Here is a 19429-nt window from a genome sequence, read left to right on the forward strand (position 1 = left end):
GTCGCATCACTCCAGGCCGCGGCTCTCCTCCAGGTACGCCAGCGCCCCCGCCGGCTCCTCCGCGAAGAACACCAGGTCGGCCAGCGGCCGGGGCAGGAATCCCTCGTCCTCCATGCGACGGAACTGCTCCTGGAGACCGTCGTAGAAGCCCGCCGTGTTGAGCAGGACCACCGGCTTGTCGGTGTGGCCGTGCTTCTTCAGTTCCAGGATCTCCGTCGCCTCGTCGAGGGTGCCGGTACCGCCCACCATGATCACCACGGCGTCGGCCTTCTCCAGGAGCAGCCTCTTGCGCTCGGCGAGGTCCTTCGCGATCACCATCTCGTCGACGCCCGGGCGGACCTTGGCGGCCAGGAACTCCACGGAGACGCCGACGAGCCGGCCGCCCGCCTCCTGCACGCCGTCGGCGACGACCTTCATCAGGCCGACGTCGGAGCCGCCCCACACCAGCGTGTGACCGCCCTTGCCCAGCAGTTTCGCGAACTCGCGCGCGGGGCGGGTGTAGCGCTCGTCGAGATCGGCCGCGGAGAGGAAGACGCAGATTCGCATGGAGCCACCGTACGCGGGAAGAACCGGGGACCCGTGAGCGCTCTTCCGGTATGGCTGATGGACACACGATCACAATCGAGCAGGGCACGCAGCGCGTACGGGTCGTCCACGGGGGCGCCGTCCTGGCGGAGAGCGAACGGCCGCTCGTCCTGCGGGAGACCGGCTGTCCCGTGCGCTACTACATCCCGGCCGAGGACGTACGACTCGACCTGCTGACCCCCTCCGACACGCATACGTACTGCCCCTTCAAGGGCACGGCCTCCTACTGGTCGCTGCCGGACGCCACGGACCTGGTGTGGTCGTATCCCGACCCGAAGCCGGACGTGGCCGAGATCAAGGACCACCTCTGCTTCTACGAAGTAGAAGTGTTGTGACCGATTAGTCCGCCGCCCGGTGGCAGTCTGTACGGGCATGGGACACAAGACCATTTCGCGTGACGGCACCTCTCTCGCGTACGAGCGCGTCGGGCACGGGCCCGCGGTCATCCTCGTCAGCGGCGCGATGTCGACGGGCGCCACTCTGGCGCCCCTGGCCGAGGTACTCGCGGACCGGTTCACCGCCGTGACGTACGACCGCCGTGGCCGCGGCGGAAGCGGTGAGACCGAGCCGTACGAGGTCGCCCGCGAGGTCGAGGACCTCGCGGCGCTGATCGACGCGGCGGGCGGCGAGGCGGCGTTGTGCGGCGTCTCGTCGGGCGGCGCGCTGGCGCTGGAGGCGGCGGCGAGCGGGCTGGCGGTGCGTCAGGTGGCCGTGTACGAGACGCCGTTCAGCGTGTACGAGGGTGGGAAGGCGGCGTGGGCCGAGTACACCGGGCGGCTGACCGAGGCGCTCGGTCAGGGGCGGAACGGTGACGCGGTCGAGCTGTTCCTGCGGCTCACGGGCCTGGCCGAGGAGATGATCCGCGGCGCCCGCACCTCCCCCATGTGGGCCGGCATGGAGACCATCGCGCCGAGCCTCGCCCACGACGCGGCCGTGCTCGGCGACGGCGGGGTGCCCCGGGCCCGGCTGGCGTCGGTCACGGTCCCGGTGCTGGCCGTCGCGGGCGGCGCGAGCCCGGCCTGGATGCGCGAGGCGGCGCGCATGGTGGCGGAGTCGGCGCCCGAAGGCACGTACCGGGTGCTGGAGGGTCAGACGCACATGGTGGAGCCGCAGGTCCTGGGGCCGGTCCTGGCGGAGTTCTTCGGGGCCTAGGTGTTCAGGCCACGCCGGCCGTCGCGCGCGTAGTGGCCGAGATCGTCGCCGAGCCGACCACACGCGTGCCGTCGTACAGCACGATCGCCTGGCCGGGGGCCACGCCGCGAACCGGCTCCGAGAAGGACACCTGGAGCTCCCCGTCCACCAGTTCCGCCGTCACCTCGGTCTCGCCGCCGTGGGCGCGCAGCTGGGCGGTGTAGGTGCCGGGGCCGGTGGGGGCGGCGCCGCACCAGCGGGGCTTGATGGCCCGCAGGGCGGTGACGTCGAGGGCGGCGGCCGGGCCGACCGTGACGGTGTTGTCGACCGGGGAGATGTCGAGGACGTAGCGCGGCTTGCCGTCGGCGGCCGGGGTGCCGATGCGCAGGCCCTTGCGCTGGCCGATGGTGAAGCCGTAGGCGCCCTCGTGCGTGCCCAGCTTGGCGCCGGACTCGTCGACGATGTCGCCCTCGGCCTTGCCGAGCCGCTTGGCCAGGAAGCCCTGGGTGTCGCCGTCGGCGATGAAGCAGATGTCGTGGGAGTCGGGCTTCTTGGCCACCGCGAGTCCCCTGCGCTCGGCCTCCGCGCGGATCTCCTCCTTGGTGGTGACCGTGTCGCCGAGCGGGAACAGGGCGTGGGCGAGCTGCTTGTCGTCCAGCACGCCGAGGACGTACGACTGGTCCTTGGCCATGTCGGAGGCGCGGTGCAGCTCGCGGCTACCGTCCTCGCCCACGATCACCTTCGCGTAGTGACCGGTGCAGACGGCGTCGAAGCCGAGGGCGAGCGCCTTGTCCAGGAGCGCGGCGAACTTGATCTTCTCGTTGCAGCGCAGACAGGGGTTCGGAGTGCGGCCGGCCTCGTACTCGGCGACGAAGTCCTCGACGACGTCCTCGCGGAAGCGGTCGGCGAGGTCCCACACGTAGAAGGGGATGCCGATGACGTCCGCGGCGCGGCGGGCGTCGCGCGAGTCCTCGATGGTGCAGCAGCCGCGCGCGCCCGTGCGGAACGACTGCGGGTTCGCGGAGAGCGCCAGGTGGACGCCGGTCACGTCGTGGCCGGCTTCCGCGGCGCGAGCGGCGGCAACGGCGGAGTCCACGCCTCCGGACATGGCGGCGAGTACACGAAGGGGGCGCTGCGGGGTGTCAGTCATAGCCCTTCAAGAGTACGGGTCCGCGGGAACCGGAGCCCACGAGTATCCGTTGACGATCACATGGGGGCGAGAAAGGCATCCAAGGACAGCGACCGGCGCATCGGACGGCGGGCGCTGCTGGTCGGCGGCGCGGCGGCGGCCGTGGGCACGGCCGTGCTGGCGCGCGACGAGCTGGGGCGGCTGTGGTGGCGGCTGCCGGGCGTGGAGAAACCGCGCAAGGAGGGCGAGGTCGACTACGCGGGCGCCCGGTGGCTGGCGGCGTCGGACGCGAACTGGCGTCGGGCCGACCGGCCCGACGACTACGGCATCGACATGGTGGTCATCCATGTCACCCAGGGCAGCTTCGACAGCGCGGTGAAGGTGTTCCAGGACCCGGGGCACGGCGCGGCCTCGCACTACATCGTCGGCAAGGACGGGCACATCGCGCAGATGATCCGCGAGCTGGACGTGGCGTACCACGCGGGCAACCGCGACTACAACGAGCGGAGCGTCGGCATCGAGCACGAGGGCTTCGTGGACCGTCCCGAGGACTTCACCGACGAGATGTACGCCGCCTCGGCACGGCTCACGGCCCGGATATGCGCCCGCTACGACATACCCGTCGACCGCGAGCACATCATCGGCCATGTGGAGGTCCCGGGCACGGACCACACGGACCCCGGCGAGCACTGGGACTGGGACCGGTACATGAAGCTCGTACGGCGGGAGCGCACCGCGGTGGCGTGAGCTACGTCAGGCCCGCCGCGCGGGCCCGCTCGACCGCCGGGCCGATCGCCTTCGCGACCGCTTCCACATCGGCCTCCGTGGAGGTGTGCCCGAGGGAGAAGCGCAGGGTGCCGCGGGCCAGGTTCGGGTCGGTGCCGGTGGCGAGGAGGACGTGGCTGGGCTGGGCGATGCCCGCGGTGCAGGCGGAGCCGGTGGAGCACTCGATGCCCTGGGCGTCCAGCAGGAGCAGCAGGGAGTCGCCCTCGCAGCCGGGGAACATGAAGTGGGCGTTGGCCGGCAGGCGGTCCACGGGGTCGCCGCCGAGGATCGCGTCCGGGACCGCGGCTTGGACGGCCGTGATCAGGTCGTCGCGCAGGGCGCCGATCTCGCGCGCGAACCACTCGCGCTGTTCGGCGGCGAGCCGGCCGGCGACCGCGAAGGAGGCGACGGCGGGGACGTCGAGGGTGCCGGAGCGGACCTGGCGCTCCTGGCCGCCGCCGTGCAGCACGGGTACGGGGGTGTGGTCGCGGCCGAGGATCAGCGCGCCGATGCCGTACGGGCCGCCGATCTTGTGGCCGGAGACGGTCATGGCGGCGAGGCCGGAGGCGGCGAAGTCGACGGGGATCTGACCGAAGGCCTGGACGGCGTCGGCGTGCAGCGGGATGCCGAACTCGGCGGCGACGTCGGCGAGTTCGCGGACCGGCAGGATCGTGCCGATCTCGTTGTTGGCCCACATGACGGTGGCCAGGGCGACGTCGTCGGGGTTGCGGGCGATGGCCTCGCGCAGAGCGTCCGGGTGGACGCGGCCGTACTCGTCGACCGGGAGGTACTCGACCGTGGCGCCCTCGTGTTCGCCGAGCCAGTGGACGGCGTCGAGGACGGCGTGGTGCTCGACCGGGGACGCCAGGACCCGGGTGCGGGCCGGGTCGGCGTCGCGTCGGGACCAGTACAGGCCCTTGACAGCGAGGTTGTCGGCCTCGGTGCCGCCGGAGGTGAACACGACCTCGCTCGGGCGGGCGCCGAGCGCTTCCGCGAGGGCTTCGCGGGACTCCTCGACAGTGCGGCGGGCCTGCCGGCCGGCCGCGTGGAGGGAGGAGGCGTTGCCGGTGACGGTGAGGAGCGCGGTGAGTGCCTCTGCCGCCTCCGGGAGCATCGGAGTCGTCGCGGCGTGGTCGAGGTAAGCCATGGTGAGCCCGATTCTACGGGGCTGCATGGCCGGCCCGGGTACGGGCGTCCTGTGTGCAGTTGACGTCGGTGGTGGGGTGCCGTGGTGATGCGCCGGGTGAGCCGACGCGGGCTCAGAAGCTCCAGGACACGGTGCCGTCCGCCTGCATGAACGCCAGCAGCACCAGCAGGTCGGCGACTCCCAGGCCCAGGCCCAGGTACGCGCGGCCACGGCGGGTCGTGCCGCGCCACAGGGACACGGCTGCCAGGGTCACGGCGATCGGGCCGAGGAAGACGTTGAGGACGAGGAGGCCCACGAGGCCGAGGATGAAGGAGGCGACGGCCATGCCGTCGGCGTCGCGGGTGACGGTGCGGGGGGTGGTGGGTGCGGTGAGTTGCATGGTGGGTCAACTCCCTGGAAGAGGTCAGTGGCGGCGGGCGTGGCGCTCGCGGAGCGCGAAGATGCCCAGCCAGGCGGCGATCACGACGGCGGCGATGGCGGTGAAGCCGAGCGGTGCGTGGGCCACGGTGCCCATGACGACGCCCAGCAGCAGAAGTGCGGCGACGAGGAACAGCATGGGATGGGATCCCCCTCCGAGATGCGTCTCGTTACGTTTCGGTGAACGGTTGTAGTAACACTTGTTCACTGACTTCTGAGTCTAGCGCGCCTTACGGCTTTTCAATTCCAGAGAACAGTTGTTAACTGCATGGCATGAGTCACACCCTCGGTATCCGGCAGGCCCAGAAGCAGAAGACCCGACAGGCGCTCCTGGACGCGGCGTTGACCCTGCTGGAGGAGCAGAGCCTGAGCAGCCTGGGCCTGCGCGAGGTCACCCGCGCCGTCGGCGTCGCCCCCACGGCCTTCTACCGCCACTTCCGCTCGACCGCGGACCTCGGCGTCGCCCTGGTCGAGGAGGCGCTCGGCAGCCTGCACCCGATGATCCGGATCACCGTGTCCGCGGACGGCGACCCGGACGAACGCATAGCGCGCGCCGTCGAGTTGATCTCCGGTCATGTGGCGAGGTATCCGGCCCACGTCCGGTTCATCGCGCGTGAGCGGCACGGCGGGGTCCAGCCGGTGCGGCAGGCCATCCAGGGCCAACTCGCCCGTTTCGGCGAGGAGGTGAAGCACGAGCTCGCCAAGGACCCCGTGTCCGCCGGCTGGAGCGACGACGACCTGCTGATGCTGGCCAACCTCTACGTCGACCAGATGCTGATGACGGCCTCACTGTTCCTGGACGCGCTGGAGGCCACGGAGGAGGAGCGCGCACACGTCGTCCGGATCGCGACCCGCCGGATGCGCCTGATCAGCATCGGCCGCCATCACTGGCTGGACTGACCCCCGCCGTCGGCCCTGCCGCCGGGCCTGCCGCCCCTGGCCTGCGTCCCCGTGCAGTCAGCCCAGACGGACCCTTGCCAATTGCCTCGACTGCGCCACCAAGCGGTCCTCGCTGTCCCAGACCTCCGCGTCCTCCTCCAGGAAGCCGCCGGCCAGGTTGCGGGTGGTGATCGAGACCCTCAGGGGGCCGGGGGCGGGGCGGCAGCGGACGTGGACGGTCAGTTCCACGGTCGGGACCCAGCCCTTGATGCCGAGTTCGAAGGCCGTGGGCGGGAGGGCGTCGACCGCCAGGAGCAGGGAGAAGGGGTCGGCGTCGCGGCCGTCCGCCAGACCGAACCAGGCCCGCATCTCACCCTTGCCGGAGGGGGCGCCGAGGGCCCAGCCCAAGGTGGCGGGGTCGAGCTTGATCATCAGGCGGTCGGTGATGGCCGAGCTGCCGGGAACCGGCGCGGGTCCGTCCTCGGGGCCGAAACACGCCTCCATCGGCGGGATGGCGGGCGGCTCTGCGGTCGTGCGCACATCGTCGGGGAGGGCGTCCAGGTCGCCGTAGGAGGCGAGGACGCGGATGCGCTCGACCTCCCGGCCCTGGTCGTCGTACTGGAACAGTGAGGCCTGGCCGGTCGACAGGGTGCGGCCGGTGCGGACGACGTCCGTGCGGACGACCGCGGGGCCGGGCTGGGACGCCGTGAGGTAGTGCGCCGAGATGGTGAAGGGGTCGGCGTGCGGCAGGGCGTCCGCGAGCGCGCGGCCGAGGACTGCCAGCAGGTAGCCGCCGTTGACGGCACTGATGATCGTCCAGCCGGCGGAGAGGTCGATGTCGTAGACGCCGGGCTCGCGCCGGGTGAGCGCGGTGTCGCGGTCGAACTCGCTGTCGCCGATCGTGGCCCGGGTGGCAGGCGCGGAGGCTGCTTCTGGCATGGGTGAACGGTACAACAAGTAACTACTAAGCGGTAGCTTTTCCCGGACCCCGATGCCGCGCTACTCCTCCCGTACCGTCGACCGCCGGTTCCACGCCCGCGGCGCCCGCCAGTGGAACTTCATCGCGAACAGCCGCAGCACGAAGGCCGTGACCACCGCGAGTCCGCTCGTGACCGGGTTCAGGATGTCGAACCGGATGCATACGACGACCATCGCGGCGCCGACGATCGCCGGGACCGCGTACAGGTCGCGGTCCCAGCGCAGCAGCGACGGCACCTCGTTGGCGAGTACGTCGCGCAGCACACCGCCGCCCACGGCGGTCGCGAGGCCGAGGGCCGCGGAGGCGGTGAGGCCGAGGCCGTAGTCGTACGCCTTGGTCGTGCCGGTGACGCAGAAGAGGCCGAGGCCGGCCGCGTCGAAGACGTTCACGCCGACCTGGATGCGCTCCACCTGCGGGTGGAGGAAGAAGACGAGGAGAGCGGCGCACATGGGGGTCATGAAGTACCCCAGGTCCGTGAAGGCGGCGGGCGGTACGGCGCCGATGATCAGGTCACGGAACAGCCCTCCGCCCAGCGCGGTGACCTCGGCGAGGACGGCGATGCCGAAGATGTCGAAGTTCTTCCGGACGGCCAGCAGGGCGCCGGAGATGGCGAAGACGAAAATGCCGATCAGGTCGAGCGTGTGCTGGACGGACGGGGTGAAGAGTTGCTGGAACACCCTGACATTCTCACCTGCCGACGAGCCCCCGCCTTACATTGCAAGGCGGGGGCTCGGTCAGGCTTGGGGTACTAGGCCTGCTTGTCGGTGGTCTCGTCAGAGGTCGACTCGGCCTCGGCAGCCTCCTCGGGGGTGGCCTCAGCCTCGGCAGCCTCCTCAGAGGTGGCCTCCTCAGCGGTGGCCTCGGGCTCGCCGGCCTCCTCAGCAGTGGCTTCGAACTCGCCGGCCTCGTCAGCCGACTCCGCGGCCTCCGCAGCCGCCTCCACCTCCGCGGCCACTGCCGCCGACGTCTCCGCCGACTCCGCCAGGACCTCGTCGGCCACCAGCTCCGCCGCCGCCTTCGCGGCGGTCAGCAGCACCGTGTCCTGCGGGGCCTGGTCCTCGAAGTTCTCCGGGTGGTGGCAGGCCACCCGCTGGCCGGGCCGCAGCTCCAGCAGCGGCGGCTCGGTGGTCTTGCAGATCTCCGTCGCCTTCCAGCACCGCGTGTGGAAACGGCACCCGCTCGGCGGCGCGATCGGCGAGGGCACGTCACCGCGGAGCAGGATGCGCTCGCTCTTGGCGCCCCGGCGCTTGGGGTCCGGCACCGGCACGGCCGACATCAGGGCCTTGGTGTACGGGTGCATCGGGGACTCGTACAGCGAGGTGCGGTCGGCGAGCTCGACGATCTTGCCGAGGTACATCACCGCGATGCGGTCCGAGACATGGCGGACGACGGAGAGGTCGTGCGCGATGATCACGTAGGTGAGGCCGAGCTCCTTCTGGAGGTCGTCCATCAGGTTCACGACCTGCGCCTGGATCGACACGTCGAGGGCGGAGACCGGCTCGTCCGCCACGACCAGCTTCGGCTTCAGCGCGAGCGCGCGGGCGATGCCGATGCGCTGGCGCTGACCGCCGGAGAACTCGTGCGGGTAGCGGTTGTAGTGCTCGGGGCTCAGACCGACGAGCGACAGCAGCCGCTGGACCTCCTTCTTCACCCCGCCCTCGGGCTCGACGCCCTGGAGCCGGAAGGGCGCCGAGACGATCGAGCCGATGGTGTGCCGGGGGTTCAGGGAGCCGTACGGGTCCTGGAAGATCATCTGGATGTCCCGCCGCAGCGGGCGCATCCCGGCCGTGTTCAGCCGGGTGATGTCCTTGCCCTCGAAGTGGATCGAGCCGCCCGTCGGGTCCTGGAGACGGGTGATGACCCGGCCCATCGTCGACTTGCCGCAGCCCGACTCGCCGACCACGCCCAGGGTCTCGCCCTTGCGCACCTCGAAGTCGATGCCGTCGACGGCCTTGACCGCGCCGACCTGACGCTGGAGCACGCCCTTGCGGATCGGGAAGTGCTTCTGCAGGCCCTCGACCTTGAGCAGCACCTCGCGCTCGTCAGCGGGAGCCGACGCCTGCGCCGGGACGGTCACGTCCGATTTCTTCGTTTCGCTCACAGCTTCGGCGCAATCTCTTCGGTCCAGATCCGCGTCCGGTCCTCGGGCGAGAGGTGGCAGGCGGAGAAGTGTCCGGTGCCGACCTGGGTCAGCTCGGGGCGCACGGTGCGGGTGACATTGCCCTTGGGGACGTCCGCGTACGGGCAGCGGGGGTGGAAGGCGCAGCCCGAGGGGACGTTGATGAGGCTCGGCGGCTGGCCCTTGACCGGGATGAGCCGGTCGGAGGTCTCGCGGTCGATGCGCGGCATCGAGCCGAGCAGGCCCCAGGTGTAGGGGTGCTGCGGCCGCTCGAAGACATCGTCGACGGACCCGCGCTCCACGCACCGGCCGCCGTACATCACCAGGACGTCGTCGGCGATCTCGGCGACCACGCCGAGGTCGTGGGTGATGAGGACGACCGCGGAGCCGAACTCCTTCTGCAGGTCCCGGATGAGGTCGAGGATCTGCGCCTGGACGGTCACGTCCAGGGCGGTCGTCGGCTCGTCCGCGATGAGCAGTTCGGGGTTGTTGACCAGCGCCATGGCGATCATCGCGCGCTGGCGCATACCGCCGGAGAACTCGTGCGGGTAGCCGTCGACACGCTTGGCGGGCTCGGGGATGCCGACCCGGTCGAGCATCTCGATGGCCCGCTTGCGCGCGACCTTCTTGCTGACGTCGTGGTGGACGCGGTACGCCTCCACGATCTGGTTGCCGATCGTGTAGTACGGGTGCATCGCGGACAGCGGATCCTGGAAGATCATCGCCATCTCGCGGCCGCGCAGCCGGCGCACCTCGTCCGGGTCGGCGGAGACCAGCTCCTTGCCGTCCAGCCAGATCTCGCCGGACATCTGGACGTGCTTGCCGCGCGCGCCGAGCCGGTGCAGGCCCATGACCGCAAGCGAGGTGACGGACTTGCCGGAGCCCGACTCGCCCACGATGCAGAGGGTCTTGCCCTTCTCCAGCTGGAAGCTGAGCCCGTCGACGGACTTGACCAGGCCGTCGTCGGTCGGGAAGTGCACCTTGAGGTCGCGGACTTCGAGGAACGCGGTGGGCGCGTCGGAGGGGGCCTTGACGGGCTCCCCCACTGCGGCACCGGTCTTGGAGAGTTCGGTCACGAGAGCCTCACCCGCGGGTCGGCGGCGGCGTACAGCAGGTCCACCAGGAAGTTTGCGATCACGACGAAGAAGGCGGCGAGCAGGGTGACGCCGAGGATCGGGGGCAGGTCGTTGTCCCGGATGGACTGCACCGCGTACTCACCGATGCCGTGCAGGGAGAAGACCGTCTCGGTGATCACGGCACCGCCCAGCAGCAGTCCGAGGTCCATGCCGAAGACGGTGATGATCGGGGTCAGCGCGGCCCGCAGTCCGTGCTTGGCCACGACGTTCCGCTCGCGCAGGCCCTTGGCGCGGGCCGTGCGGATGAAGTCCTCGCTCATCGTCTCCAGCATGCCCGAGCGGGTGAGCCGGGCGTAGATGGCGGAGTACAGCAGGGCGAGTGAACACCACGCCGGGAACAGTGTGTTGGCCCACTGCGAGGGGTTCTCGAAGAAGGGGACGTACTCACGGCCGAAGATCGGCCACTTGAAGGTGAAGAGGAACAGCGCGAGCTGGCCCGTGAAGAACATGGGCAGCGAAACACCGGCCAGGGCGATGCCCATGAACGTCCGGTCGGCGAACGACCGCGGCTTGAGCGCGGAGATCACGCCCGCCGTCACACCGCCCAGCAGCCACATGACGGCGGCACCGGCGGCCAGCGAGATGGTCACCGGCATCCGGTCGGTGAGCTGCGGCCAGACCTCGACGTGGGTCTTGAAGGAGTAGCCGAAGCAGGGCGCGTTGCACTGCGCCGTGGTGGGGCCGAGGTCATAGGTGGCGCCGGAGACGATCCCCTTGATGAAGTCCCAGTACTGGACGTATACGGGCTGGTCGAGACCGAGGTTCTGCTTGACCGCTGCGATGTCGGCCTTCGAGGGGCTCTTCCCGATGTACTGCTGGGCCAGCTGGTCGGCCGTCTGGCCGGCGAGCCGGGGCAGCAGGAAGAAAATCGCGAAGGTGACCGCGGTGACGACCAGCAGCAGGATCACTGCCGCGACCGTCCGGCGGAGGATATACGAGATCACGGGGATCGGCGCTGATGCCCGCGGGCCGCGAAGCCCGCGGGCATCAATGCCTTCACCTGCCTTCCGGGGCTACTTCTTGGTCGTGCCGATGTTGAGGTAGTCGTACTGACCGCTGAAGGCCGCCGTCGAGACCAGGTTGGTGAAGCCGGCCGGGCGGTACAGCAGGACCTTGAAGTAGGTCAGCGGAACGAGGGCCGCCTCCTCCATCGTCTTCTTGTCGACCTCGGCGTAGAGCGACTCGCGCTTGCTCTGGTCCTCGTCACCGATCGCCTCCTCCAGCATGGAGTTGACGTCGGCGTTGTCGAGCTGCGACAGGTTGGTGTTGCCGGACTCGCCGATCGCGTCACCGTGCAGGATCTGCTGCTCGAAGCCGTAGCCGGAGGGCCAGTCGGAACCCCACTGCATCATGTGCAGACCGATGTTCTGCTTCTTGTTGAACGTCGGCACACCCGCGGAGTCGGTGAAGTACTTGCCCGACGGGTACTGCTTGAGGGTGGCGTCGATGCCCGCCGCCTTCAGCGAGTTGATGATGGCGGTGGCCGCGGCGATCTCCTGCGGGCGGTCGCTGCGCGCCGAGATGTTGGTCTTGATCGAGCTCTTGCCGCAGGCCTTCAGCTGCTCCTTGGCCTTGGCGACGTCACCCTTGTTGTCCGTGGTGGCGTACAGGTCGGACTTCTGGTAGCCCGGGATGTCCGGCGGCAGGACCGTGGTGGCGATGTCACCGCGGATCGGGCCACCGAGCGCGGTCTGCACCGAGGTCTTGTCGACCGCGTACTGCACGGCCTTGCGGCACTCCAGCTTGTCGAACGGCGCAAGCTTGGTGTTGATCGCCATGTAGACCAGACGGCCACCGAAGGTGTTGTCGGTGTTGGCCTTGAGGTCGGGGTCGTTGACGACCTCCGCCTGCGTCGCGGCCTGGACACCGGTGCCACCGAGGTCGATCGCCTTGCCGGCCCGGACGTCCTGGTCGATCGTCTCGGCGTTGACCTTCAGCTTGACGACGATCTTGTCCGGGTACTGCTTGCGCAGCGGGTCGGTCGCGGCGTCCCAGTTCTCGTTGCGGACGAGGACGGCTTCCTTGCCCTCCGCGTAGCTCTCGAACTTGTACGAGCCCGAGGACACGATGTCCTTGACGTAGTCGACGCCGGTGTCCTTGGCCTCCGGCACCGGAGCCGTCTGCGGGGTGGCGACCAGGTAGTCGAACTCCTGGAAGGCGCGGTTGAGCTTGAAGACGATCGTGGTGTCGTCCGGCGTCTCGATCGACGCCAGGCCCTTCTTGTCCTTGTACGGGCCCTTGTACTTCTCGCCGCCCTCAAGGAACTGCTGGAAGTAGTTGGGGCCGAGGGAGAGCACGTCACGCGCGAAGTTCGAGCGCTCGACGGCGTACTTGACGTCCTTGGACGTGATCGGCGTGCCGTCCTCGTACTTGAGGCCCTCACGCAGCTTGTACGTCCAGGTCTTGCCGCCGTCGCTGGACTCGCCCGGCGCGGCCGCGAGGTCCGGGACCAGCTCGTTGCCGGCGTCGCCGGCAGCGGGCTTGAAGGTCATCAGCGGGCGGGCGTACAGCCGGCTGAGGTTGTACATGTACGCGTAGTACGTGTTACCCGGGTCGAAGGAGTCCGGCACGTCCGAGTACTCGTAGGTGACCGTGCCCCCCTTCGCGTCGGAGGCGTTGACGACACCCTTGGTCGCGGCGTTGGCACCGGCCGACTTTTCCTTGCCGTCGCCATTGTCGTTGTTGTCATCGGCCTTGCTGCAACCCGTAAGCACCAGGCTGACAGTGCCGATGGCCGCGATGGCGGCCAGCGCTGACCTTCGCATGATGGTCTGCTTCCCCTCCATAGTTGGAAACTTGATGGGCTCTCGACGCGGCCGCATGTCAGCGGCTACTGCGCGGGTCGAGAGCGTCACGGAGTCCGTCGCCGAGCAGGTTGAACGCCAGGACGGTGACGAAGATGGCGAGGCCCGGCACGATCATGAACTGCGGATCGACCTTGTAGAAGTTGACCGCCTCGCTGAGCATGCCGCCCCACGACGCCTGCGGGGGCTGGATGCCGACGCCGAGGAAGCTCAGGCTGGCCTCGAAAAGGATGTTCGTCGGGATGAGCAGCGTCGAGTAGACGATGATCGGGCCGACCAGGTTCGGGAGCAGCTCCCGGAAGAGGATGTACGGTCCCTTGGCGCCCATGCCCCGGGAGGCGTCGATGAACTCGCGCTCCTTGAGGGCCAGGGTCTGACCGCGGACGATGCGGCCCAGATACGGCCAGTTGAAGAAGCCGATGATGAAGATCAGCACGCTGATGTGCAGCGGCAGGCCCTCCAGGCCGAAGGCACCGCCCTGGAGCGTCGCGGAGATGGCGATCGCGAACAGCAGCAGCGGGAAGGCGAGGAAGGTGTCCATCAGACGGCTGATGATCGTGTCCACCCGCCCTCCGTAGTAGCCGGCCATCACACCGAGGACCGTGCCGATCGTGTTGGACAGGATCGTGGCCCCGAACGCCACGACCAGCGACACCCAGGAGCCCTCCAGGATGCGGGTGGCGATGTCCCGCCCGAACTTGGGCTCGACACCCAGCGGGTGGTCCACGCTCATCCCGCCGAAGTCCCCGGTGGGCAGCGAGGTGTTGGGGTCGATCAGGTCCTGGTTGAAGGCGTTGGGGTCGAGGCCGAACAGGGCCTGGATGGGGCGGGACAGGATCGCGAGCAGCACCAGCAGGATCACGATGATGCCGCCGGCCACGGCGACCTTGTCCTTCTTGAATCGGGACCAGGCGATCTGCCCCAGGGAACGGCCCTCGATCTGCCCCTTCTCGGCGCCGGCAAGGACAGCCTCGGGCTGCGCCTCGGCTTGCGCTCCGGTGGTCTCGATCGGTGCGGTCACAGTGACCTGACCCCTCTCGCCGGTGGTGACCGGCCTTAACCCGCCGTGGATTACGGCTTTGTCGACTTGCACTCGATCACAGGATCGACCGATCCCGTGTCTGACTCGGGAGTCTTCAGCGTCGTCACGATCACCCGCCAGGTCTGGCGAAGAAAGTATGCGCAACCGTGATGATGCACTGGGGATTCCGTTATCCGAACAGCGGGCAACGAACGCCGGACGTGGGGGAGTTCGGACACATCGGGCGTTCGGTGACCTTCGGCGTCATCTACGCGCGCAGAAATGTGTCGGGTGCGTGAAGGGGCGGCGGCGGCCCGTCACTCGGTCAGTATCGGGCCGGCGGGTACCCGTAGCCGGCGGCGGGTGCCTGCGCCGCGTGCGCCTCACGGTCGTAGAACGGGCGGGCGTTGGCCCGCATCCACAGCGCGACGGGGTCGTACTCGTCGGACATCGCCACCGTCGACACCGGCAGGCCGTCCGGCACCGCGCCGATCGACTGCTGCATCATCGCCCGTACCGAGTCCACGGCGGGCGGGCTGGTGTCGTACACATCCAGGCCGATGGCGAGATACGGCGCCCCCAGCGCGGGCTGCACCCAGGCGCGGCGCAGGGCGCGCAGGGCCGGGGTGCGGTGGGCGTTCTGCGTGAGCAGGCCGTAGAACTGCGGGATCTCGATGCCGGGTTCCGACAGGCGCAGCGGGCCCGCGGGCTGGCGGTCCAGGCCTGTGGCGATGCGGCGCAGGTCGAGCCACGGGATGCCGACGCCGCCGCCCGGGGCGTGCGGGTTCAGCCACAGGCCGAAGTGGTCGGGGTAGAGGGTGCGGGCGACATCGACTCCGTCGACGACCTCGTACGAGCGGTTCCAGCCGCTGGCGGAAAGTTCCTGCGCGGAGGTGACACAGGGGGCGTAGCCGTAGCCGTCGACCTCCATGTTCCCGTACTGGGCGTCCGGGGAGCCCGCCTGGCCGTGCCACAGCAGCATCCAGACCTGGCCGGAGGACGGGGTCGCGAGCGCGCGCAGCAACGCCTCGTAGGCGTCGTACCGCCCGGGCGTGACCTGGCGCAGCATGTGCTCGACCTGCCCGGCCGCGATGCCGCTGGCGCTCACCTGTACCGCCCCTCATCTCTTCGTCGACCGAGCCGTGACCCTAGCTTAAGGCCGCCTGCGAGCTCGGGACTTGCCGTGGTCTCGCGAGTGCGGCCGCGTGGTGGCTTCTCGCGCAGTTCCCCGCGCCCCTGAAGTTACTGACCCTGGGTATAGAAGGGCCGTACCTTTCGGCGCATCCATTCGGCCACCGGATCCTGGGCCGCCATGTCCAGGAGGATCAGGTTGACCGGCCACTTGGTGGGGACCTTGCCCAGGGCCCTGCCCAGGGCGTCCATGGGGAGAGTGCGCAGGTCGCCCTCCCAGTTGGAGAGTTCCACGCCTACGAACATGACCGGGTCGGCCGTCTCGATGGCCGCCAGGCAGCGGCGGGCCGTGGTGACCACGCCGGTGGCGGCGAACTCGGCCGAGGCCGCGGCGAGGAAGTCCACCGGGTCGTCCTGCCAGTCCGGCTCGTACAGGCGGACCCGACCACCGCTCGCGGGGCCGTCCAGCGGGGTACGACCCACCCGGCACAGCTCGGCGACGGCCGCGGGCGGGAGCGGGACACCGACCACGCCGTCCGGGTTCACCGCGATGCCGACCTGCGGGGGCAGACCGCGCGCGAACTCCACGGCCGGGGCGATCGTGTACGCCATGTGCGCGCCGGCGACCTGGCGGAACTGCTCCTCGGAACTGAAGACCGGCACAAAGGCCTGGCCCTCGATCATCAGCGTGGGCAGATCCAGCGGACCACTGTCCGGACCGCCACCGGCCGGCAGCGGCACCCACACGAAGCTGCGGCCGAGCACCTCGATGATCCGGCCCCCGGCCGAGGGCACGCCGAGCGAGGCGGAGAGCACCTCCTCCAGCTCGTTGCCGGGCCATCCACCGTGCGGATGGGGGTGCGCCTGCGCCGGAAAGTCCGCGGGGAGATCCGCCGGGAAGTCCATCTGTCTGACCGCCTGCCGTGAACCACTGATGTGGCTGAAAAGGCTAACGCGTACGGCGGCCGGGCCGGGGACGGCCGGCGAAGCCGATGCGGGGCGGCGCGGCGGACAAGGGCCGGGCCGCCCCGTAAGGCTGATCCAGCACGGCGCGCCGGCCGAGGCCGGAGCCCGCCCGTAAGCCGACCCGCCGCGGAACTGTCCAACAGCACCGCCGAGCCGCAGCACGGCGGAGAAGCCCGGGGCAGCCCGCGAAACCGAACCCGCACAGCACGCCGGCCGAGACCGGAGTCAGCCCGTCAAGCCAATCCGCCGCAGCACAGCAGCCCAGACCGGGTCAGCCCGTGAAACCGATCTGCCGCAGACCGCTCCAACAGGACCGCCGAACGCAGCACGAAGCCAAAGCCGGGCCAGCCGACGAAAGCGACCCACCGCGGCACGGCAGCCCAGGCCGGAGTCAGCCCGTGAAGCCGATCCGGCGCAGCACGCCCGCCGCGGAGCGGTCCAGTAGGACTGCCGAGCCGCAGCCTGTGGGCAGGTTGCCCTTCTCGACTGATTGCAGGAGGTGGTCGGCTGCCCTGCGGTGGCGGAGGAAGGCGTAGCGGGAGACTCCTCGGCCGCGCTTGCGCTGGCCGTCCAGGGCCTGGTCCGGGGTGACGTCGAGGAGGAGCAGGTGCAGGGTGCCGCCGCGGCGGCGGGCCTCGCGGGCCAGCCAGGCGCGCACCCAGGCCTGCGTGCCGCAGTCGTGCACGACGACGCCCTTGCCACTGCGCAGGGCTCGGCGCAGGCCGGCGTAGTGGGCGAGGCGGACGAGCGGGCGGTAGAGCGCGTACGGCAGGAGGCCCGGCATACGGGCGTCCCAGCGGTCGCGGGTGTCCTGGGAGTCGATGCGGATGCCGTGCACGGCCCGGCGCATCAGCGTGGACTTGCCGCTGCCGGGCAGTCCCGTGATCACGACGAGGTCCTCGGGGCCGAAGAGGAGGGCGTGCGGGCTGCGGCCGTCGCGGGCGCGCAGGTCCCGGACGACCGGGGCCGGGCGCGCCTCCAGCGCGGGGGCGGCGGGCTGCCTGGGCACCGCGATGCCCGTGGTGGTCGCGTACGCCGTGGTCCTGTTCACCGTGATCGTCCTCCCCTGGGTCAGGTTGAGCACCTGCCCATTGAGCGTAAAGAGAAGGTAATGCCGAATGCCTAGCGTTTTTGTTCGCGTACCGCCACAAGCCGGTTACAGATGCGGTCTGCCGTGATCGGGCCGGGCGTGCAATGATGTGCCCGCCAACTGCATACCGGCCGCTTGAATCCGCGCGGGAGAGTTCCCAGCCCTCGGCTGGGGCGCCGAAGGAGCAAGTCCCTCCCTTGAATCTCTCAGGCCCCGTTACCGCGCGGGCGAGGCACATCTGAAAAGCGGGCCGCCCTTCCGGTGGTCCCACCCAAGGTGCAAGTCATGCCCCCGCGCGGTCATGACGAACCTCTCAGGTTCCGATGACAGATGGGGAGGAACGACCTCGCCCGTCATGCCTTGGGAGACGACCGTCCGATGAGCAGTACCGAACCCCGCCGTACCGCCCTCGATGCCCTGCATCGTTCGCTGGGCGCGACGATGACCGACTTCGCCGGCTGGGACATGCCGCTGCGCTACGGCTCCGAGCGCGACGAGCACAACGCCGTGCGCACCAAGGCCGGTCTCTTCGACCTCTCCCACATGGGCGAGATCACGGTCACCGGCCCGCAGGCCGCGGCCCTGCTGAACCACGCCCTGGTCGGCAACATCGCCTCCGTCGGCGTCGGCCGCGCCCGCTACACCATGATCTGCCGGGCCGACGGCGGCATCCTCGACGACCTGATCGTCTACCGGCTCGCCGAGACCGAGTACATGGTCGTCGCCAACGCCTCCAACGCCCAGGTCGTGCTGGACGCACTCACCGAGCGCGCCGACGGCTTCGACGCCGAGGTCCGCGACGACCGGGACGCGTACGCGCTGATCGCCGTGCAGGGCCCCGAGTCCCCCGGGATCCTCGCCTCCCTCACCGACGCCGACCTCGACGGCCTGAAGTACTACGCCGGCCTGCCGGGCACGGTCGCCGGCGTCCCCGCGCTGATCGCCCGCACCGGCTACACCGGCGAGGACGGCTTCGAGCTGTTCGTGAAGCCCGAGCACGCGGTCGAGCTGTGGCAGGCCCTCACCAAGGCCGGCGAGGGCGTCGGCCTGGTCCCCTGCGGACTGTCCTGCCGGGACACGCTGCGCCTGGAGGCGGGCATGCCGCTGTACGGGCACGAGCTGACCACCGGGCTCACCCCCTTCGACGCCGGTCTCGGCCGCGTCGTGAAGTTCGAGAAGGAGGGCGACTTCGTCGGGCGCGAGGCGCTCGCCGAGGCCGCCGCCCGCGCGGAGACCAACCCGCCGCGTGTCCTGGTCGGCCTGGTCGCCGAGGGCCGCCGCGTCCCGCGCGCCGGCTACCAGGTCGTCGCGGGCGGCGAGGTCATCGGCGAGGTCACCTCCGGCGCCCCCTCCCCCACGCTGGGCAAGCCGATCGCCATGGCCTACGTCGACGCCGCGCATGCCGCGCCGGGCACGGCCGGGGTCGGCGTCGACATCCGGGGCAGCCACGAGCCGTACGAGGTCGTGGCGCTGCCCTTCTACAAGCGTCAGAAGTAGCCGCGGCGCGTGACGCTGCGCACATTTCCGCTGCTCACGCACGCCTCCAGCAGTCCCCCATTCATCAGCACTCCCCCGCGTACAGGAGAATTCAGGCCATGAGCAACCCCCAGCAGCTGCGCTACAGCAAGGAGCACGAGTGGCTGTCGGGCGCCGAGGACGGCGTCTCGACGGTCGGCATCACTGAGCACGCGGCCAACGCGCTCGGCGATGTCGTCTTCGTCCAGCTCCCGGAGGTCGGCGACTCGGTGACCGCGGGCGAGTCCTGCGGTGAGCTGGAGTCGACCAAGTCGGTCTCCGACCTGTACTCGCCGGTCAACGGCGAGGTCACCGAGGTCAACGAGGACGTCGTCAACGACCCGTCACTGGTGAACTCCGCCCCCTTCGAGGGCGGCTGGCTGTTCAAGGTACGCGTGGTGGAGGAGCCGGCCGAGCTGCTCTCCGCCGACGAGTACACCGCCTTCACCGCCGGCTGAGGAGTCGTAGACGCATGTCCGTCCTGAACACGTCCCTGCACGAGCTCGATCCCGAGATCGCGGCCGCGGTCGACGCCGAGCTGGACCGTCAGCAGTCCACGCTCGAAATGATCGCCTCGGAGAACTTCGCTCCGCTGGCGGTCATGGAGGCCCAGGG

General features: G+C 70.0%; 21 protein-coding genes, 1 pseudogene and 1 riboswitch. Of the genes and pseudogenes, 7 read left to right on the plus strand and 15 right to left on the minus strand.

All coding sequences use genetic code 11. From position 1 onward, the window contains the following. Positions 1-6: 6 nt before the first annotated feature. Complete coding sequence (locus AB0Q90_RS34465) at positions 7-546, minus strand: TIGR00730 family Rossman fold protein (RefSeq protein WP_363162465.1); 540 nt, start codon at positions 544-546, stop codon at positions 7-9. Positions 547-596: 50 nt separating this feature from the next. Between AB0Q90_RS34465 and AB0Q90_RS34470 the strand changes: the two genes are divergently transcribed. Both AB0Q90_RS34470 and AB0Q90_RS34475 read left to right on the plus strand, forming a co-directional pair. Further along, on the plus strand, positions 597-920 hold the full coding sequence (locus AB0Q90_RS34470) for a DUF427 domain-containing protein (RefSeq protein ID WP_363162466.1): 324 nt from the start codon (positions 597-599) through the stop codon (positions 918-920). A 37-nt stretch (positions 921-957) separates the two neighbouring features. Further along, positions 958-1737, plus strand: coding sequence for an alpha/beta hydrolase (locus AB0Q90_RS34475; protein WP_363162467.1), 780 nt, complete (start codon positions 958-960; stop codon positions 1735-1737). A 4-nt stretch (positions 1738-1741) separates the two neighbouring features. Here the strand turns inward: AB0Q90_RS34475 and mnmA are convergent, their stop codons facing one another. Further along, entirely contained in the window at positions 1742-2866 is a 1125-nt protein-coding gene (gene mnmA, locus AB0Q90_RS34480; RefSeq protein ID WP_363162468.1) for a tRNA 2-thiouridine(34) synthase MnmA, read from the minus strand. A gap of 60 nt (positions 2867-2926) precedes the next feature. Between mnmA and AB0Q90_RS34485 the strand changes: the two genes are divergently transcribed. After that, the gene (locus AB0Q90_RS34485; RefSeq protein ID WP_363162469.1) at positions 2927-3592 is read left to right on the plus strand and encodes a peptidoglycan recognition family protein; all 666 of its coding nucleotides are present in this window, start codon (positions 2927-2929) and stop codon (positions 3590-3592) included. A gap of 1 nt (position 3593) precedes the next feature. Here the strand turns inward: AB0Q90_RS34485 and AB0Q90_RS34490 are convergent, their stop codons facing one another. The 3 genes from AB0Q90_RS34490 to AB0Q90_RS34500 form a co-directional block, all read right to left on the minus strand. Beyond that, positions 3594-4757, minus strand: coding sequence for a cysteine desulfurase family protein (locus tag AB0Q90_RS34490; RefSeq protein WP_363162470.1), 1164 nt, complete (start codon positions 4755-4757; stop codon positions 3594-3596). 112 nt (positions 4758-4869) lie between these two features. Continuing rightward, the gene (locus AB0Q90_RS34495; RefSeq protein WP_363162471.1) at positions 4870-5136 is read right to left on the minus strand and encodes a DUF4190 domain-containing protein; all 267 of its coding nucleotides are present in this window, start codon (positions 5134-5136) and stop codon (positions 4870-4872) included. A gap of 24 nt (positions 5137-5160) precedes the next feature. Next, the gene (locus tag AB0Q90_RS34500; protein ID WP_363162472.1) at positions 5161-5313 is read right to left on the minus strand and encodes a hypothetical protein; all 153 of its coding nucleotides are present in this window, start codon (positions 5311-5313) and stop codon (positions 5161-5163) included. A 134-nt stretch (positions 5314-5447) separates the two neighbouring features. On the opposite strand from AB0Q90_RS34500, the gene AB0Q90_RS34505 reads away from it, so the two are divergent. Then, complete coding sequence (locus AB0Q90_RS34505) at positions 5448-6074, plus strand: TetR family transcriptional regulator (protein WP_363162473.1); 627 nt, start codon at positions 5448-5450, stop codon at positions 6072-6074. A gap of 57 nt (positions 6075-6131) precedes the next feature. Here the strand turns inward: AB0Q90_RS34505 and AB0Q90_RS34510 are convergent, their stop codons facing one another. The 10 genes from AB0Q90_RS34510 to AB0Q90_RS34555 all read right to left on the minus strand — a co-directional run bounded on the left by AB0Q90_RS34510 (position 6132) and on the right by AB0Q90_RS34555 (position 17266). Next, positions 6132-6992, minus strand: a complete 861-nt coding sequence (locus tag AB0Q90_RS34510; protein ID WP_363162474.1) for a thioesterase family protein — start codon at positions 6990-6992, stop codon at positions 6132-6134. A gap of 60 nt (positions 6993-7052) precedes the next feature. Then, positions 7053-7709, minus strand: coding sequence for a trimeric intracellular cation channel family protein (locus tag AB0Q90_RS34515; protein WP_363162475.1), 657 nt, complete (start codon positions 7707-7709; stop codon positions 7053-7055). A gap of 71 nt (positions 7710-7780) precedes the next feature. Beyond that, entirely contained in the window at positions 7781-9133 is a 1353-nt protein-coding gene (locus tag AB0Q90_RS34520; protein ID WP_363162476.1) for a dipeptide ABC transporter ATP-binding protein, read from the minus strand. Continuing rightward, entirely contained in the window at positions 9130-10227 is a 1098-nt protein-coding gene (locus tag AB0Q90_RS34525; protein WP_363162477.1) for an ABC transporter ATP-binding protein, read from the minus strand. The genes AB0Q90_RS34520 and AB0Q90_RS34525 overlap by 4 nt, the downstream gene beginning before the upstream one ends. Then, the gene (locus AB0Q90_RS34530) at positions 10224-11231 is read right to left on the minus strand and encodes an ABC transporter permease (protein ID WP_363162478.1); all 1008 of its coding nucleotides are present in this window, start codon (positions 11229-11231) and stop codon (positions 10224-10226) included. Before AB0Q90_RS34530 ends, AB0Q90_RS34525 begins: the two co-directional genes overlap by 4 nt. 69 nt (positions 11232-11300) lie before the next feature. After that, positions 11301-13073 carry an ABC transporter substrate-binding protein gene (locus AB0Q90_RS34535; RefSeq protein WP_363162479.1) on the minus strand — a complete coding sequence of 591 codons (1773 nt, stop codon included), beginning with the start codon at positions 13071-13073 and terminating at the stop codon, positions 11301-11303. 37 nt (positions 13074-13110) lie between these two features. Then, the gene (locus AB0Q90_RS34540; protein ID WP_363162480.1) at positions 13111-14112 is read right to left on the minus strand and encodes an ABC transporter permease; all 1002 of its coding nucleotides are present in this window, start codon (positions 14110-14112) and stop codon (positions 13111-13113) included. A gap of 325 nt (positions 14113-14437) precedes the next feature. Further along, positions 14438-15220 carry an enhanced serine sensitivity protein SseB C-terminal domain-containing protein gene (locus AB0Q90_RS34545; protein WP_363162481.1) on the minus strand — a complete coding sequence of 261 codons (783 nt, stop codon included), beginning with the start codon at positions 15218-15220 and terminating at the stop codon, positions 14438-14440. 134 nt (positions 15221-15354) lie between these two features. Further along, the gene (locus AB0Q90_RS34550; protein ID WP_363162482.1) at positions 15355-16149 is read right to left on the minus strand and encodes an enhanced serine sensitivity protein SseB; all 795 of its coding nucleotides are present in this window, start codon (positions 16147-16149) and stop codon (positions 15355-15357) included. Between the two features lie 451 nt (positions 16150-16600). Then, on the minus strand, positions 16601-17266 hold the full coding sequence (locus AB0Q90_RS34555; protein WP_363162488.1) for an AAA family ATPase: 666 nt from the start codon (positions 17264-17266) through the stop codon (positions 16601-16603). A 169-nt stretch (positions 17267-17435) separates the two neighbouring features. Beyond that, positions 17436-17531, plus strand: a riboswitch (glycine riboswitch). A 146-nt stretch (positions 17532-17677) separates the two neighbouring features. On the opposite strand from AB0Q90_RS34555, the gene gcvT reads away from it, so the two are divergent. The 3 genes and pseudogenes from gcvT to AB0Q90_RS34570 form a co-directional block, all read left to right on the plus strand. Then, complete coding sequence (gene gcvT / locus AB0Q90_RS34560) at positions 17678-18796, plus strand: glycine cleavage system aminomethyltransferase GcvT (protein WP_363162483.1); 1119 nt, start codon at positions 17678-17680, stop codon at positions 18794-18796. 98 nt (positions 18797-18894) lie between these two features. Then, positions 18895-19272: a glycine cleavage system protein GcvH gene (gene gcvH, locus AB0Q90_RS34565; protein WP_363162484.1), complete on the plus strand. Its 378-nt coding sequence runs from the start codon at positions 18895-18897 to the stop codon at positions 19270-19272. A gap of 14 nt (positions 19273-19286) precedes the next feature. Next, a pseudogene (locus tag AB0Q90_RS34570) lies at positions 19287-19429 on the plus strand (serine hydroxymethyltransferase); the annotation flags it as partial.

The sequence above is a fragment of the Streptomyces sp. NPDC079141 genome (genome assembly GCF_040686775.1).
Taxonomy (GTDB): domain Bacteria; phylum Actinomycetota; class Actinomycetes; order Streptomycetales; family Streptomycetaceae; genus Streptomyces.